At 68.8% G+C, this 16241-nt stretch carries 10 protein-coding genes; all 10 read right to left on the bottom strand.

All coding sequences use genetic code 11. The annotated features are described in order from the left end of the window. The 10 genes from gltB to WBN46_RS18065 all read right to left on the bottom strand — a co-directional run bounded on the left by gltB (window position 1) and on the right by WBN46_RS18065 (window position 16203). Window positions 1-4473, bottom strand: coding sequence for a glutamate synthase large subunit (gene gltB / locus WBN46_RS18110; protein WP_337732799.1), 4473 nt, complete (start codon window positions 4471-4473; stop codon window positions 1-3). Between the two features lie 240 nt (window positions 4474-4713). After that, on the bottom strand, window positions 4714-5079 hold the full coding sequence (locus WBN46_RS18105; protein ID WP_337732798.1) for an I78 family peptidase inhibitor: 366 nt from the start codon (window positions 5077-5079) through the stop codon (window positions 4714-4716). Between the two features lie 58 nt (window positions 5080-5137). Beyond that, a complete protein-coding gene (locus tag WBN46_RS18100) occupies window positions 5138-6964 on the bottom strand; it encodes a carboxypeptidase regulatory-like domain-containing protein (RefSeq protein WP_337732797.1) in 1827 nt (608 codons plus the stop codon). Continuing rightward, on the bottom strand, window positions 6961-9132 hold the full coding sequence (locus tag WBN46_RS18095; RefSeq protein ID WP_337732796.1) for a hypothetical protein: 2172 nt from the start codon (window positions 9130-9132) through the stop codon (window positions 6961-6963). The genes WBN46_RS18100 and WBN46_RS18095 overlap by 4 nt, the downstream gene beginning before the upstream one ends. After that, window positions 9129-10295, bottom strand: coding sequence for a BatA domain-containing protein (locus tag WBN46_RS18090; RefSeq protein WP_337732795.1), 1167 nt, complete (start codon window positions 10293-10295; stop codon window positions 9129-9131). Before WBN46_RS18090 ends, WBN46_RS18095 begins: the two co-directional genes overlap by 4 nt. Then, window positions 10292-11206, bottom strand: coding sequence for a DUF58 domain-containing protein (locus WBN46_RS18085; protein ID WP_337732794.1), 915 nt, complete (start codon window positions 11204-11206; stop codon window positions 10292-10294). The genes WBN46_RS18090 and WBN46_RS18085 overlap by 4 nt, the downstream gene beginning before the upstream one ends. Then, a complete protein-coding gene (locus WBN46_RS18080; RefSeq protein ID WP_192203022.1) occupies window positions 11196-12188 on the bottom strand; it encodes a MoxR family ATPase in 993 nt (330 codons plus the stop codon). The genes WBN46_RS18085 and WBN46_RS18080 overlap by 11 nt, the downstream gene beginning before the upstream one ends. 107 nt (window positions 12189-12295) lie before the next feature. Then, window positions 12296-13000 carry a DUF4159 domain-containing protein gene (locus WBN46_RS18075; protein ID WP_337732921.1) on the bottom strand — a complete coding sequence of 235 codons (705 nt, stop codon included), beginning with the start codon at window positions 12998-13000 and terminating at the stop codon, window positions 12296-12298. A 206-nt stretch (window positions 13001-13206) separates the two neighbouring features. Next, entirely contained in the window at window positions 13207-14541 is a 1335-nt protein-coding gene (locus WBN46_RS18070) for a TldD/PmbA family protein (protein WP_192203021.1), read from the bottom strand. A gap of 27 nt (window positions 14542-14568) precedes the next feature. After that, entirely contained in the window at window positions 14569-16203 is a 1635-nt protein-coding gene (locus tag WBN46_RS18065) for a TldD/PmbA family protein (protein WP_337732793.1), read from the bottom strand. Window positions 16204-16241 lie beyond the last annotated feature (38 nt).

Genomic DNA, 16241 nt, shown 5'->3' with positions numbered 1-16241 from the left:
TCACGCAGCCCTCCGCAAGGTCTCGTTCAACGAGTCGATGCTCGCCGCCTTCGGCTTCACCAGCCAGAACTTGCCCACGTAGTCGCGGAACTCGTCGAGGATCTGTTGCGCCCAGATGCTGCCGGTCAGTTCGCGGTGGCGGCTGATCAGCGTGTGCAGGTGCTGGCGATGGCTTTCGAAGCCTTCCGGACTGATGCGGTGGATGTCGATCAGCTCATGGTTGTAGCGGTCGACGAAATCGCGGTCCAGGTCCAGCACGTAGGCCAGGCCCCCGGTGAAGCCCGCGCCGAAGTTCAGGCCCACCTTGCCCAGCACCAGCACGATGCCGTCGGTCATGTACTCGCAGCAGTGGTCGCCGGCGCCTTCGATCACCGCCAGCGCGCCGGAGTTGCGTACGCCGAAGCGCTCGCCTGCGCGTCCAGCCGCGAACAGTTCGCCGCCCGTGGCGCCATACAGGCAGGTGTTGCCGATGATCGGCGTGTTGCGTGCCTCGAAGCGCGCGCCACGCGGCGGACGCACGACCAGCCGCCCGCCGGCCATGCCCTTGCCCACGTAGTCGTTGGCTTCGCCTTCCAGTTCCATCAGCAGGCCACCGGCGTTGAAGGCGCCGAAACTCTGCCCCGCGGTGCCGCGGAAGCGCAGGTTCAACGGCGCGTCGGCCATGCCGTGATTGCCGTGCACGCGGGCGATGGTGCCGGACAACCGAGTGCCGATGCTGCGGTCGGTGTTGTGGATCAGGAAGCGGTGGTCGCCGCCGGTCTTCTTCCGGATCGGTTCGGCCAGCAGGCCATCCAGCTGCGTGGCCAGGCTGTCGGGCGATTCGTACAGGCGCTGCGCCGCACAGCTGTTGCTGTCGAACTGCGCATGCTTGAGCAGGCGTGACAAGTCGATGTTGACACCCTGGCGGGGCGACACGTCGATCTGCTGCAGCAGGTCGGTGCGGCCGACGATTTCGTCCAGCGAGCGCGCGCCCAGGTACGACAGCCACTGCCGCACTTCTTCGGACAGCAGGCGGAAGAAGTTCTCCACGCGCTCGGGCAGGCCGGTGAAGTACTGCGAGCGCAGGCGCTCGTCCTGCGTGGCCACGCCGGTGGCGCAGTTGTTGAGGTGGCAGATGCGCAGGTACTTGCAGCCCAGCACGATCATCGGGCCGGTGCCGAAGCCGAAGCTGTCGGCACCCAGCAGCGCGGCCTTGACCACGTCCAGACCGGTCTTCAGGCCACCATCGGTCTGCAGCACGGTGCGGTCGCGCAGCTGGTTGACCACCAGCGCGTGGTGCGCCTCGGCCACGCCGAGCTCCCACGGCACGCCGGCGTAGCGGATGGAACTGACCGGGCTGGCGCCCGTACCGCCGTCATGGCCGGAAATCGTGATGAGGTCCGCGCCGGCCTTCACCACGCCGGCGGCAATCGTACCCACGCCTGCGTGCGACACCAGCTTCACCGACACCAGCGCGGTCGGGTTGACCTGCTTGAGGTCGAAGATCAGCTGGGCGAGATCTTCGATGGAATAGATGTCGTGGTGCGGGGGCGGCGAGATCAGGCCGATGCCCGGCTTCGCGTAGCGCAAGCGCGCGATCAGTTCGTTGACCTTGTGACCGGGCAGCTGGCCGCCTTCGCCGGGTTTGGCGCCCTGCGCCACCTTGATCTGCAGGACTTCGGCGTTGACCAGGTACTCCGGCGTCACGCCGAAGCGGCCGGAAGCGACCTGCTTGATCTTGCTGCGCTTCTCGGTGCCGTAGCGCACCGGGTCTTCGCCGCCTTCGCCGGAGTTGCTGCGTCCGCCCAGGCGGTTCATCGCGATGGCGAGCGCCTCGTGCGCCTCCGGCGACAGCGCGCCCAGCGAGATTGCCGCGGTGTCGAAGCGGCGCAGCAGGTCGGTGGCATCGGCGACCTCGTCGAGGGGCGTCGGCGTGTCGGCCTTCTTCAACTGCAGCAGGTCGCGCAGCGCGGACGGCGGGCGCGAGTTCACCACGTCGGCGTAGGCCTGCCAGTCGCGGGTATCGCCGGTGCGCGCCGCGCGCTGCAGCGTCATCACCACGTCGGGGTTGTACATGTGGTACTCGCCACCGTGCACGTACTTCAGCAGGCCCCCGATTTCCGGCGATTCGCGGTCGTTCCAGGCGCGTGCTTCCAGTTGGCGGGCCTCGATGTCGAGCCGCTCGAAGCCGACGCCGCCGATGCGCGCGGGCGTTTCGGCGAAGCACAGGTCCACGACGTCGGCATCCAGCCCGACGATCTCGAACAGCTGCGCGCCGCGATAGCTGCTGATCGTGCAGATGCCCATCTTCGAGATGATCTTCGACAGGCCCTTGTAGATGCCCTTGCGGTAGCTGCGGCCGATCTGCGCCTGCTCGCCGCCTTTCTTGATCTGCAGGATGCCGCGCCGGCCCAGGTCGAACAGGGTCTGGTAGGCGAGGTAGGGATACACGGCGGTGGCGCCGACGCCGATCAGGCAGGCGATGTGGTGCGGATCGCGCGCGGTGCCGGTCTCGACGATCAGGTTGACGTCGCAGCGCAGGCCTTCGCGGCACAGGTGGTGGTGCACCGCGCCCGTGGCCAGCAGCGCGTGCACCATCGGCCGGCCCTGCTGCGGACGGCGGTCGCTCAGCACCACCATCACCATGCCTTCGCGCGCGGCCTGCGCCACTTCCGTGCTGATACGTTCGATGGCGGCCTTGACGCCTTCCGCCGGGTCGTACGACAGGTCGATGTAGCGATGCTTCTGGTCGTACGGCGCCATCTTCACGATCTGGCGCAGCTTGCGCTGCGACAGTACCGGCGAATTGAGGATGATGTGGTGCACCGTCTCCGGGCCGGCATGGAAGATGTTGGTCTCCTTGCCGAGCTGGGTGGTCAGCGACATCACGCAGTCTTCGCGCAGCGGATCGATCGGCGGGTTGGTCACCTGCGCGAACGCCTGGCGGAAATAGTCGTACAGCGGCCGCGTCTGCCGGCTCAGCACCGCCATCGGGGTGTCGTCGCCCATCGAGCCGGTGGCTTCCTGCTCGGTCTCCGCGAGCGGGCGCAGTACCTGTTCCACTTCTTCGTCGGTGAGCTGGAACAGCTTGTGGTAGCCGCGCAGCGTCTTTTCGTCGAACGGTGCGTCGGTCAGCGACGGATCGATCAGTTCGGTCTGCAGGTAGGTGACGCCCTGGTGCAGCCACTGCTTGTACGGGGCGCGGCCGCGATTGATGCGGTCCACTGCTTCGCTGTCCAGCAGGTCGCCGCGCTTGAGGTCGATGGCCATCATCTCGCCCGGGCCGAGCTTGCCCTTGCGGGTCACGCGTTCGGCGGGCACTTCCCACACGCCGGCTTCGCTGGCGACGATGAAATGACGGTCGCTGGTGAGCATCCAGCGCGCGGGGCGCAGGCCGTTGCGGTCGAGCGTGCACGCCGCGTAGCGCGCGTCCATCGAGACGATGCCGGCCGGGCCGTCCCACGGCTCGGTATTGAGGCCGTAGAACTCGTAGAACGCAGCGAGGTCGGCGTCCTTGAATTCCAGCGACTGGGTGGCCGGCGGCACCAGGATGCGCAGCGCCTGGATCAGCTCCATGCCACCGGCGACCAGCAGTTCCAGCATGTTGTCCAGGCTCTGCGAATCGGAGCCGTGCATCGAGATGACGGGGTCGAACTCGCCGATGTCGAAGCGCGGCGTCTTCCACACCTTGCTGCGCGCCTGCGCCCAGCGGCGGTTGCCCTCGATGGTGTTGATCTCGCCGTTGTGCGCCAGCAGGCGGAACGGATGCGCCAGCGGCCAGCGCGGCAGCGTGTTGGTGGAGAAGCGCTGGTGGAAGACCACCGCGCTGCTGGCCAGTTCGGTACGCTGCAGGTCCGGATAGAACACCGCCAGCTTGTCCGGCAGCACCATGCCCTTGTAGCCGATGGCGTGCGGCGACAGCGTCACCACGTAGAAATCCGGCACGCTCTTGCGCAGCTGCTGTTCGCTGCGGCGACGGGCGAGGAACAGGGCCAGCGAGAAAGCGTCGTCGTTCTGGTCGGCGCCCGCTTCGACATACAGCTGTTCGATGCGGGGCAGGGTGTCCTTGGCCAGTTGTCCGCAGACGGCATCGTTGGTCGGCGGCACGCGCCAGCCTTTCACGGCGACGCCGGTACGGAACAGCTCGGCTTCCAGGGTGGCGCGGCACTGCGCGGCCTGCGCCTCGTCGTGGGGCAGGAACACCAGGCCCGCAGCGAAGCGCGCGCCCAGGGCGATGCTGGCTTCGGCGGCGAGCGCACGGAGGAACGCGTCCGGTTTGCGGATCAGCAGGCCGCAGCCGTCGCCGGTCAGCCCGTCGGCGGCGACGCCGCCACGATGGGTCATGCGCGACAGCGCGGCGATGGCGGTATCGACCAGAGCCCGCGAGGGCTGGTCGTCGAGTTGCGCGATCATGCCGAAGCCGCAGGCATCGCGCTCGTCGTTGGGGTCGTACAGACCGGGGTCAAAGCCGCCTTGGCGATTGCGAGGGGCCATGTGTTGCCTCAAACCGGAGTGACGGCGACACCGTGCCCTGCCCGCGCAGCGGCACTTCGAAATGTCACCGGAAACCCGACTAAAACACAGTTGTTGCGATGCCGCAACAACACCTATTGCACGCCACTCGTTGGTTGCAAAGGCAACTTTTCCGGGCGTCGCGCCGCGCCTCGCGGACAAGAAAAAACCGCCTGCGCGAAGCAGGCGGTCCGGGGGCACTGCAGGATGGCCGGGCGTGGGTCAGCCGCAGTTGACCGAGGTCGCGACGCCCTTGTCGTCGAGGATGATGTTGAGGCGGTCGGGATTGAAGTCCATCGTCGCGGCGTCACCCGGTTTCAGGCTGCGCACGGCACTGGACTTGCTGTCGGTGCGCGCCTGTTCGATGTCCTTCTCGGCCGGTGTCTTGCCGATGATCCATTGCGCCTGGGTGTCGTCGCAGCTGCCGGCGAGTTCGGCCGGTGCAGGCGTGGCGGCGGGAGGCGTGGCGGCTTCGCTGGCCGCGGCCTGCGACTGTTCCGCGGCCGCCGTCTGTTCATCGGTATCGGGTGCGGAACAGGCCGCCAGCGAGAGGGTCAGCAGCAGGGCGGGGATGGCGGCTCGGATCATGCGGAACTCCGGACAATGGGACTGAAGGAAGGATTACGCACCTGACATTCGATACTCGTTAACCGGCCGCCGGGCGACGCCGTTCCAGCCACCACAGCAGGCCCGCTGTCGCCAGCCAACCCAGGAACCACGGCCAGGCCGGACCGCGCGGACCCTGCGCCGCAGGCGCACGCGTCAGGTGGCGCGCGCGTGGCGCCGCAGCGAGGTGTTCGGTACGCGTGCGCAGGTCCATGGCGTGCAGGTGCGGCGCGTCGTCCGCGGCGCGGACGTGGAAAGGCGTGCTGTCTTCGCCCACGTTCAACTGGTGCCATCCGGTAAGGCGTGGCCAGTAGCCGGCGCAGCGCGCATCGCCGGTGGCCGGGTCGCGCTGCAGTCGGGTGACGGTGCCGTCGGGGGCGGTGATGCGCGCACCATCGGCGAGGTGGCAGAACGCGGCGCGCTGCGGGGCGCGGATCTGTGCAGGGATCTGAGATGCTGTGCGCGTGCCGGCGCGGGCGAGCGTGCCGAATGCCTGCGACCACAGGGACGCGTGCAGGTCGGGATGCCCCGCCAGCACCAGTGCGTACGTGTCGACCGGCGTCCACACCCCGATGCGACCCCGTCCTTCGCTGCGCCACCATGCGATTGCCGCGTCGCTGGCATCGCGCACCAACGGAATCGCGTCCGTCGACACCACGCGCACATCACGTCGTGTCAGCACGGGCAGGCCACCGGTGATCGCGTCGCTGTCGACAGGCGTGTCCGCGTTACCCACGCCGCGTCGTGCGCGCCAGGCGTCGTCATCCGGCGCGGCCCGCGGCAGGTGGAACTCGGCTTCATCGTCGCCCGTCAGGGACACGCCCAGCGTCCGTTGCGTCGCCGGTGGCACCGTTCCGTCGATGCGCAGCAACACGCCCAGGCCATCGCGTACCGCAGCGGCCAACGCCGCGCGCTGGCCGTCGCCCAGTGCCGCTGCGCTGCGCGCATCCAGCACGACCAGGTCGAAGCGGCGCAGCGTATCGGCCGTCATCGGCAGTGGCGCATCACCCAGTTGAAGGCCGCCGCCCAGGCTGACCTGCAGGTGCAGGTCGATCCCCGCATCGGTGGCCCAGCGACGCAGGTACTTCCATTCGGCATTGGGCGCCCCGGCGAGTGCCCACACGCGAGGGGGCGCCGCCGCCTGCGTCCACACCGGCAAGCCCACGGCATCGATCACTGCGTGGCGCGCATCCAGCATCTCCACCCGGAACAACGCGGGGCCGGGCAGCCGCGCCAGTCCCGTCAGATGGAAGTTGCCGCGCGCATCGACGGCGGTCGCGTCGATACGCTGGCCTGCGGGGTCGCGCAGCACCACGGTCGCCGGTGAAGCGCCGTTCACCCGCCCGCTGACGGCGAAGGGCGCGCCTGGTGTGGCGATGGCGACGGGCGACAGTGCCACGATGCCGCGTGGCAACGGTGCGGGCGAAAAGGTGATCGTCCGGCCACCGACCGCGTCGCGATCACGCGCTTCCAGTCCGGCACCGACGATGTGCAGCGTCTGCGCATCCGGACGCCGGCGAAGGGCCGTGCCAAGGTCTGGCGCACGCTCCGCATCCGCCATCGCCGGCGCTTCCGGGAGCGCGATGCGCGGCTGGCCCTGCCATGGGGCGGGCAGGGCGACGCGGTCGGCCTGCGCCGTCATCACCACCAGCATGCCGGGGGTTGCGGTCTGGCGGGGTGGCAGGAGCGTGAAGAAGAGCAGCGCCGCGAAGACCGGTTGCAACGCGCACAGCATCGCAAAGCGCAGCGACGTGCCATGCCGGTCGGCGGCAGTGCGCCGCCAGTGTGTCAGGCGCACCCACGCGATCACGACAGCGAGCGCCAGCAGCGTGGACAGCAGCAGCGGCAGCGAGGTGTCCAGGCTCATCGCACCGGCTCCGGTTGCAGGGCGTCGAGATAGCGGCGGCCCACGTCATCCAGCGCATCACGCCGCGGCACCTGCGCGGGCGGTTGCGCCGACGCCGACCATAGCAGCGCACGCAGCCGGGCCCGGCACGCGGCACAGCCCGGTTCGCCCCGCACCTCGTCGATGGCGGCGAACAGATCGAGCGCGTCGGGCATGCGTGCCTCGTTCGCACGCAACCAGACCTGCAGTGCATCCAGGTCGGCCGCATCGGCGGGAACGCCATCGTGGGCGAGCGACCGCCATGCGCGTGCCGGCGCCGACTCCGCGCCCTCGGGCGCGCGTTCGAGGCTTCCCAGCGGGCGCGGCGCGAGGCCCGTGCGATCACCGCCCATGCGGCGCGTCTCGTCGATCGGCGGCAGTTCCGGCCCTACGCGCGCCAGGTAGATGCGCGTGGCCTGCTGCACCTGCTTGATGTACTCGAGTGCCTTGTAGGCAAAGGGCAACGCCCTGTCGGGCTGACCCTGGCGCAGGTGCAGTTCCGACTGCCACATCTGGTCCAGCGCCTTCTTCAGCGTCGCGCGGGTTTCCGGATCCAGCAGAGTCGCCGCTTCGGCGTGGTCGTGCGTGTGGCCATAGGCCTCCAGCACGTCGGCTTCGCGGCCGAACGAAGCCCCGGTCGCGCTGGTGGCCTGTTCATGGCCGTGTCCGTCGTCCGTCCCGCCCGCTTCGCTGGCGTGATCGTGCCCGTCGTCGTCCGTGTGGGTTTCGCCGTCATTCGTGGGTGGCGGTTGCGGCTCGCCCTCGGCCTCTTCGCCGAGGAACTGGCCATAGCGCAGGCGCAGGATGCGCTGGTCCACGCCGATCGCGTCTGAGCGGGTGACGAATTTTTCCGACGGCATCGTGCGCTTCTGCTTCTGCAGCGCCTCGGCGTCGATGATGATCTGGCGCTGGCTGCGGAAGTAGGCGGGCATCACCTTCTTCACCATGCCCTCCAGGCCCGTGCTTTCGGCGCCCAGGTCGGCCGGCCAGCGCAGGATCAAACCGGGACTCTGCGCGGCCTGCGGCGACGGCGTGCGGTTGTCGTGCACGGTCAGTTGCGCGATCAGGTCGTCACCCACCGCCATGCCGAGTGCTTTCAGGTCCAGAGAGGCGCCAAAGCGCCGTGCGTTCGCCGGGCCCGTGCCACGCACCGTCATCACCTGCTCCTTGAAGGCAATGTTCTCGCCGCTGCCCTGGGCCAGCGTCAGCTTGAGCGTGGCGGCAGGCGCGATGCCGTAGTCGTCGCGCGCCTCGAAGGCCAGCGCCCAGCGTGTCTGTCCCACGCTGACGAGACTCAGGCCGCGATCCGGGGCCAGCACCCGCACCTCCGGCGCGCGATCGGGGATGGCATCCAGCCGGCGCAGCTTCGATGGCGGCTGCGCCTCGGTGCCGGCGGCGACCACGCGGTACAGCGTGGACTTGGCCAGCACGTGCGTCGCGCGCCAGGTGTCGCCGTCGCGGTCCAGCACGATGCGCTGGCCATCGTGGAAGACAAGATGCGCCTGCGTCGGTTGCGGGTCGAAGCGTAGCGTCCACGTGAGCCGCGAGCCTGCGGGCGCCTTCGCGTCCAGCGTGGCCTCGTCGCGGGGCGATTGGCCGGTGTACGACGGCGGCGCCACGTGCAACCGTTGCGCGACCAGGCGCGGAACACCGGGGATCACCGGCGCGACATCGTCCGCGGGTGCGAGCGCGCCGGCGCCCGGCGTGCGCGCGGGCCAGAGCGCCGCCGCGACGATCACGATCGCCGCGACGCACCACATCGCGACGATGCGGGCCCATGGCCACGGTGCGCGCAGGTCCGGCGCCGGCTGCATGCGCAAGCGTTCGCGCACGCGGGCCTGCTGCAACTGCTGCAACGGCGTCAGCGGTGCCTGCGGTGCAAGCAGCAGGTCGCTGCTGTCGTCGAGGTCCCTGCGTCGCGCATCCAGTTGGCGCACCAGCCAGGCGTTGTCGAAGGCGCGCGTCCGGCGCCAGGCGAGCAGCGCCAGCACCGCGATTCCCGCCACGGTGACCGCGATCGCCAGCGCGGGCGGTGCGAGGCGCCACAGCACGCCGCCCAGCGCAACGGGCATGGCCGCGCCCAGCAGCAGCTGGCCCGCGCCTACGTGGCGGCGGACCTGGGCGAGGCGGTCGAAGGCCGACAGCGTCATGGCGCCGGGCTCCGCGTGCGTCGCGTCGCCATCCAGCGCTCCACCAGCACGAGCAGCGCGATCAGCAGCGCCAGCCAGGGCTGCAGGTCGCGCGGCGCGACGGGGTAGGCCGCACCGCCGCCGACGGGCGCGTAGTCACCGGCGGGCACGCGCGTCGGCGGCACGACGGGCGCATCGAACAACGCGCGCAAGCGGCGCGGGAAATCCGCTTCGACGAGAGCCGGCATCGCGTCGGGTCGCAGTGGCCGGGTGAAGCGCAGCACGCGACCCTGGCCGTGCACCGCCGCTTCGACCAGCGGCGCGCCATCGGCATCGCGCCAGGCCACCGACGTCATTGCGACGCCATCCAGCGTGCTCTCCCGGGCCAGCAACGCAGTGCCGCCGGCCGAGATCCATTGCACGACCGGCGCCGGCACCGGCCCGGGCGCCAGCCAGACCAGCGGATGCGACGGCGCGGGCAACGGCGCGCCGGTCGTGCCGATCTGCGCGGCCGCAGTTCCCGTTGCGTTGGTCGGTTGCCATGCGCGCGCGGCGGCGCGCAGGTAGCGCAGCCCGCGGTCGTCGTCGGCTTCGTGGCGAACGACCAGCGCAAGCGGTGCCGCGGCGGCGGCGGGCGTCGCCTGCATCGCGCCCTCGACAATCTTCCAGGTCACCGTGCGCGACAACGCGGGTCGCTCGGCATCCGCCCCCTGCAGCGTCGCTGGAACGAGGACCGTCAACGCGACGCCGGGCGGCAGTTCCGCGTCCAGCTGCCGCAGCAGGCTGCCGACGGCGGGCGTGCCGGACGGCGCCGGTTCTTCCAGCGCCGGGAAGCCCGGCGCCAGCCAGTGCAGCCGCGTGCGGGGTTCCTTCGCCTGCGCTTGCGCCACGGCGGCCTCCACGCCCGGCACGACGACGATCCACGGGCGCGTATCGTCCAGGCCCGACAGCACGGGCCGCGCCAGCCAGAGTGCGAGCAGCGCAAGCAGCAACAGGCGCAGCAACAGCAACGGCCATTCGTCGAAGCGGATGCGGTGGCGCGGCTTCGGTTTCTGCCGCAACCAGCGCAGTGCGGCGAAGTCGGTCGGCTTCTGCTCGTGCCTGCGCGCCAGGTGCAGCAGCAGGGGAAGCGCCAACGCGGCGAGTGCGGCAAAGCCGGCCGGCAGCAGGAACGCCAGGCTCATGCGTACTCCGCGGCATCGCGTGCGCCGAAAAGCCGTCGCAGCGGCAGGTCCAGCGGCTGGTCCATCACGTAACGGGCATGGCGGATACCGCTGGCGTCCAGCCGCGCATCCAGTGCGCGCTGCGCGTCGGCGAAGCGTTGCAGGTAGTCGCCGCGCAGAGCCACCGCATCGCCCAGCAGCTCCTCGCCGGATTCCGGATCGCGGAAACGATGGCCGCCATTGAACGGGAAGTCGCGTTCCTCGGTCGTCAGCAGCTGGATCGCCAGCACCTCGCGCCTTGCGGACGCCAGGCGTTCGGCCAGCGCAAGCATCGCATCGTCGAACCAGTCGCTGAGTGCCAGCACCAGGTCGCCCGCGCCGATGCGCTCGAACACCGGCGCCAACGTGTCGACGGCGGGAAACATGCCGCTGGCATGCAATCCATGCAGCGCGAGGAGCAGCTGGTCGCGCTGGCGCGCCCCGTTGCCCGGCGCCACCAGGCGCACGCCGCCGCCATGCAGCACCAGGAGACCGAAGCGGTCGCCCTGGCGCAGCGCCAGTTCGGCGATGCAGGCGACCAGTGCACGCGCGGCATCGAAGCGTGTACCGCGCGTGCCGTCGCCCTGTGCCATCGAGGCGGTGGCGTCGAGCATGATCCATACCGTCAGCGGACTCTCCCGCTCCGCCTCGCGCACGAAGAAGCGGTCCGAGCGCGCATACAGTTTCCAGTCGATCTGGCGCAGCTCGTCGCCGGGTTCGTATGCGCGGTATTGGGCGAACTCCAGGCCCGCGCCGCGGCTGCGGCTGTGGTGCAGCCCGATGCCTTGCGTGCCGATGGCGCGACGTGCGGTCAGCCGCAGGTCCTTCAACCGGCTGCGGACGTCGGCGGGGATCAGGTCGTGCGCCACGATGCCGTCGGGATCAGGCGGCAAGCGGCACGCCGCGCAGCAGCGCGGCGATCACGTCGTCGGCGCCCACCTGTTCGGCTTCGGCGGCGAACGACAGCAGCAGGCGGTGGCGCATCACCGGCTTGGCCAAGGCGGCGATATCCTCGCGCGTCGCCGCCAGGCGGCCGTGCAGCAGCGCGCGGGCCTTGGCCGCCAGCACCAGCGATTGGCCGGCGCGCGGACCGGCGCCCCAGCGCACGTACTTGCGTACCTCGTCGGGCACGCCGTCGCCGGGGCGGCTGGCGCGCACGAGCCTGGTGATCCAGCGCAGCAGATCCTCGCTGACATGCACGTCGCGCACGTGCTGCTGCAGGGCCAGCACCTCGGTGCCGTCCATCACCCGTGGCACGTCGCCACCGGCGCGACCGGTCGTCTGCGCCAGGATGTCGTGCTCTTCCTGTTCGGTCGGATACTCGACCCGGATGTGCAGCAGGAAACGGTCCAGCTGCGCCTCCGGCAGCGGATACGTGCCGGCCTGTTCCAGCGGATTCTGCGTGGCCAGCACGAAGAACGGCGAAGGCAGTGCGTGCGTGGTGCCGGCATAGCTGACGGTACGTTCCTGCATCGCCTCCAGCAGTGCGGCCTGCGTCTTCGGCGGCGTGCGGTTCAACTCGTCGGCCAGCAGCAGGTTGGTGAAGATGGGGCCGGGCTGGAAACGGAAATGGCGGTGGCCGGTGCCGTGGTCCTCTTCCAGAAGCTCGGTGCCCAGAATGTCGCTGGGCATCAGGTCGGGCGTGAACTGCACGCGGCGGAACTGCAGGTGCAGCGCCTGGCCCAGCGAACGCACCAGCAGCGTCTTGCCCAGTCCCGGCACGCCTTCCAGCAGGCAGTGGCCACCGGCCAGCAGGCCGATCAGCAACTGCTCCACCACGTCCTGCTGGCCGACGATGGCCTGGCCGATGGCGGCACGGAGTTCGCCCAGTTTGGCGAGCTGTTGCTGGAGGTCGGATTCGGTGATGGGGGGCATTGGCGTGTTCGTCGGAAGGAGGGATGTAGGAGGGGCTTCAGCCCCGATGCTCTTCTGCGGGTTCACGGTCAGGGCTGGAAGCCCCTCCTACAGAGGTGGTTTGGTGATCATGTCGTCAACGCATAGATCACGAGATTGACGCCGAACTTCGTGTTGTCCTCGGCCAGGAAGCGCTTGTTGCGCCAGTCGTAGTCCCACTCGCAGCCGTAGTCCTTGTTGCTGTAGAGCACGCCGAGGCGACCGTTGATCTCGATGCCCTGCAGGTACTCGTGCACCAGGTCGTCGCCCCAGCCGTTGAGTTCGAAGCTGGTGGCCGGCGGGCCGTCGAACTTGAAGAAGCTGCGGTAGACGGCATGCGTGTTCGGCAGTTTCTTCATCGCCTTCGCGCCGAAGATCGACGCCATCTGCGCTTCGAACGACTTGGCGAACAGGCCGTCGATGTCATGGTTGCAGTCGTCCACGAACACGAAGCCGCCATTGCGCACGTAACGCTCGAAGTTGCGACGCTCCGCTGGGCTGAACTCCACCAGCTTGTGCCCGGCCAGGTAGCAGAACGGCGCCGTCAGCATGCGCGGGTCGGACAGCGCCAGCACGTGTTCCTTCGGGTCCACACGCAGGGTGGTGTAGTCGATCAGCGAGGTGATGAGGTTGGACGGCATGCGCGCGTCCACGTCCCAGTCGCCGGAGTCGTACTTCAGGCGGGTGAACCAAAAGTCGTAGTTGCCGGCAGCGCGCGCGCTGCGCATCGGCCCGGCCAGCAGGGCGCCCGCCAGGCCGCCGGCCATGAGTCGCAGGAAGCCGGCGCGTGTCATCGTCACGGGAAACCACCCCTTCCCCCGCGTGCGGGGGAAGGTTGGGATAGGGGCGAGGGCAAGAGCACGAGGGGTTTCATCGAAGGATGCGGAGCACGAAGGAGAGGGCTTTGGTGCGCTCCGTAGCGCGGAACGCGTGCGATTTCGTCGGGCCCCCACCCCAGCCCTCCCCCGCGGGCGGGGGAGGGAGCAGATCGCGCTCGCGTTTACACCGCGTCCGACAGCGACGTGAACGTGAAGTCGCGCAGCTTCATCGGCGGGATCATCATCACGAAGCTGGACTCGTCGCCAGCCACGCGCACCGGCTTGCCGAGCTCTTCGATGTTGTTGAGCATGATCACTGGCGATTCGTTGAAGCGGAAGTTCTTCACCGGGTGCTTGATCTGTCCGTTCTCGATGTAGAACGTGCCGTCGCGGGTCAGGCCGGTCAGCAGCACGGTCTGCGGGTCGACCATGCGGATGTACCACGTGCGCGTGACCAGGATGCCCTTCTGCGTACCGGCGACCAGCTCGGCGGTGGACTTGGTGCCGCCAGCCACCAGCAGGTTGCCCGGCGAACCGATCGCACGCTTGCCCTGCTTCTGGGCCCAGAAGCGCGAGTACTCCAGGTTGACCACCTTGCCATTTTCGACGATGGCCATCTTCTCGCGCGGCAGGCCTTCGCTGTCCCACGGCATCACTTCCGCACCGGGGTGCCACGGGTCGGCGCTGATGTTCACGCGGGGATCGTAGACCTGCTCGCCCAGCTTGTTGCCGCCGCCCTTCTTGGACAGGAAGCTGCGGCCTTCGTCAGCCTGGCGCGCATCGAAGAAGTTCATCATGAAGGAGATCAGGCCGGCCGCCGCCGCGGGCTCCAGGATGACCGTGTACTTGCCCGGTTCCAGCGCCTTCGCTTCGGCCGATTCACTGGCCTTGCGCATCGCAGTGCGGATGTCGCTGTCGGCCTTGAAGGTGTTCGCATCCTTCAGGTTGCGGCCCACCCAGCCGGAACCCCGGCCGTCTTCGGTGCGTACCGTGCAGGTGTAGTTGAACGCGGTGGCCTTCTGGTAGCCGAAGTTGCCCTTGCTGTTGGCGAAGGCGACGAAGCTCTGGCCGTCTTCCAGGAAGCCGGCGGCGATCAACTTCTCCGCCTTGCACGGACCGATCGAGTCGGCGGCTACCTGCGCGCGGAACTCCGGCGTGATGGCGGCGGTGGATTCGCTGAACGTGGGGCTGGGCTTGTAGGTCTGCTTCTCGACGGCCGGCATGAATTCCGGGTTCTCCGGCGCCAGGCGGGCGAGGTCTTCCGCCCGACGGACCACGCGCTCCAGCGAGGCGTCGTCGAACTCGTTGATCGTCGCCACGCCGGTGCGCTTGCCGAACGCCACCTGCACGGCCAGGTCGGTATTGCTGACGATGCCGCTGGTGGACACATTGTTGAGGGCGAAACGGATGTTGCCTTCGATCGAGCCGGTGAGGGACGCGGTGCACTCATCGGCCTTGGACAGCGCGATGACCTTGTCCAGGATGGCCTTGGCCTGCGCTTCGGTGAGGATGCTCATGTTCTGGTGATCTCCTTAAAGCGCCGGTCAGCCGAGCGAGCGGGCGGTGTTGATGACGTTGATGCCGTTGAAGCGCGCGGTGGACGAACCGTGCGAGACGGCGGACACCTGGCCGGGCTGGCCCTTGCCGTCGAAGAACGAACCGCCCAGGCGGTAGTCGCTTTCGTCGCAGACGGCGGCGCAGGCGTTCCAGAACTCCGGCGTGCGGATCTGGTAGGCCACGTCCTCGATCTGCTGGGTGATCTTGCCGTTCTTGATCTCGTAGAACAGCTGGCCGCCGAACTGCGCGTTGTAGCGCTGCTGGTCGATGGAGAACGAACCGTCGCCGATGATGTAGATGCCGTTCTCGACATCCTTGACCATGTCGGCGACCGAGAGCTTCTGCTTGCCTGCCGCCAGCGACACGTTGGCCATGCGCTGGAACTGAACGCTGCTCCACGAGTCGGCGTAGCAGCAGCCGTCGGATTCGGTCTTGCCCAGGATGTGCGCCTGGTCGCGGATGGTCTGGTAGTCCACCAGCTTGCCGGCGCTGACCAGGTCCCAGCGCTTGGTCTTGACGCCTTCGTCGTCGTAGCCGACCGCGCCCAGGCTGCCGGGCTGGGTCTTGTCGGCGAACAGGTTGACTAGCTCGCTGCCGTACTGGAAGCGCTGCTCGCGCTTGTCCAGGGTGGCGAAGCTGGTGCCGGCGTAGTTGGCCTCGTAGCCCAGCACGCGATCCAGTTCCAGCGGATGGCCGACGGATTCGTGGATGGTCAGCCAGGTGTGCGACGGGTCCAGCACCAGGTCGTACTTGCCCGGCTTCACAGAAGGCGCGGTCAGCTTGGCGCGCGCCTGCTTGGCCGAGGCGATGGCGTCTTCCTTCATGTCGTAGGACAGGCCGTAGTTGATCACCCCGTTGGGCGTGGTGAACTTCTGCGACGCGTCGCCGTCCAGGTACTCGTAGCCCAGGCCCATCGGCGAGGACAGGCCGTCGCGGGTACGGAACTTGCCGCTGGCCTTGTCGATGGCGGTCACGGTCATCGGTACCCAGATGCGGTGCACGTCCTGGTCGATGTACGAGCCGTCGGTGCTGGCGAAATACTTCTGCTCGTTGACCAGGAACATCATCGAGTTGACGAAGTCCGCGCCTGCGTTGATCGCGGCGGCGTTCACGCCCAGCAGCAGGTCGACCTTGTCCTTGATCGGCACCTCCATCGCGTTCTTCTTGATCGGCGTCTTCCACGCCACTTCACCGAAGCCCGGCGCCTTGGCCAGTTGCACCGGCGCGGTTTGGGTCTTGCTGTTGGCCTTGGCGATGGCGGCCGCCTGGCGCGCGGCGCTGGCCACGCCTTCGGCGGTGAGCGTGTTGGTGGCGGCGAAGCCCCAGGCGCCGTTGGCGATCACGCGGATGCCGGCACCGGTGGACTCGGTGTTCACCACGTTCTGCACCTTGTCCTCGCGGGTGATCACGAACTGGCGCAGGTAGCGGCCGATGCGGACGTCGCAGTAGGTCGCGCCGGCCTGCTTGGCCGCCGCCAGTGCGGCATCGGCAAGGCGCTTCTTGAAGGCGACGTCCAGGGTGGACTGCAGTTGCTCGGCGGCGATCGCCTTGCCGAAGAAGGACGGCACCATCAGGCCGCCTACGCTGAGGCCGGTCAGGGCCAGAAAGTCACGACGTTGCAAGGCTGTTCTCCACCGGTTGGGCCTGCATGGGCAGGCGG

The sequence above is a fragment of the Pseudoxanthomonas sp. CCNWLW251 genome, from assembly GCF_037402255.1.
GTDB lineage: Bacteria > Pseudomonadota > Gammaproteobacteria > Xanthomonadales > Xanthomonadaceae > Pseudoxanthomonas_A.
This window is presented reverse-complemented; position numbering and strand designations above follow the sequence as displayed.

Excerpts from the sequence above, each read along its gene's own strand:
- WBN46_RS18080 (WP_192203022.1), bottom strand. The coding sequence starts at position 12,188 with ATGCCCCCCATCACCGAATCCGACCTCCAGCAACAGCTCGCCAAACTG.
- WBN46_RS18105 (WP_337732798.1), bottom strand. The coding sequence starts at position 5,079 with ATGATCCGAGCCGCCATCCCCGCCCTGCTGCTGACCCTCTCGCTGGCG.
- WBN46_RS18070 (WP_192203021.1), bottom strand. The coding sequence starts at position 14,541 with ATGAGCATCCTCACCGAAGCGCAGGCCAAGGCCATCCTGGACAAGGTC.
- WBN46_RS18090 (WP_337732795.1), bottom strand. The coding sequence starts at position 10,295 with ATGAGCCTGGCGTTCCTGCTGCCGGCCGGCTTTGCCGCACTCGCCGCG.
- gltB (WP_337732799.1), bottom strand. The coding sequence starts at position 4,473 with ATGGCCCCTCGCAATCGCCAAGGCGGCTTTGACCCCGGTCTGTACGAC.
- WBN46_RS18095 (WP_337732796.1), bottom strand. The coding sequence starts at position 9,132 with ATGACGCTGTCGGCCTTCGACCGCCTCGCCCAGGTCCGCCGCCACGTA.
- WBN46_RS18100 (WP_337732797.1), bottom strand. The coding sequence starts at position 6,964 with ATGAGCCTGGACACCTCGCTGCCGCTGCTGCTGTCCACGCTGCTGGCG.
- WBN46_RS18075 (WP_337732921.1), bottom strand. The coding sequence starts at position 13,000 with ATGACACGCGCCGGCTTCCTGCGACTCATGGCCGGCGGCCTGGCGGGC.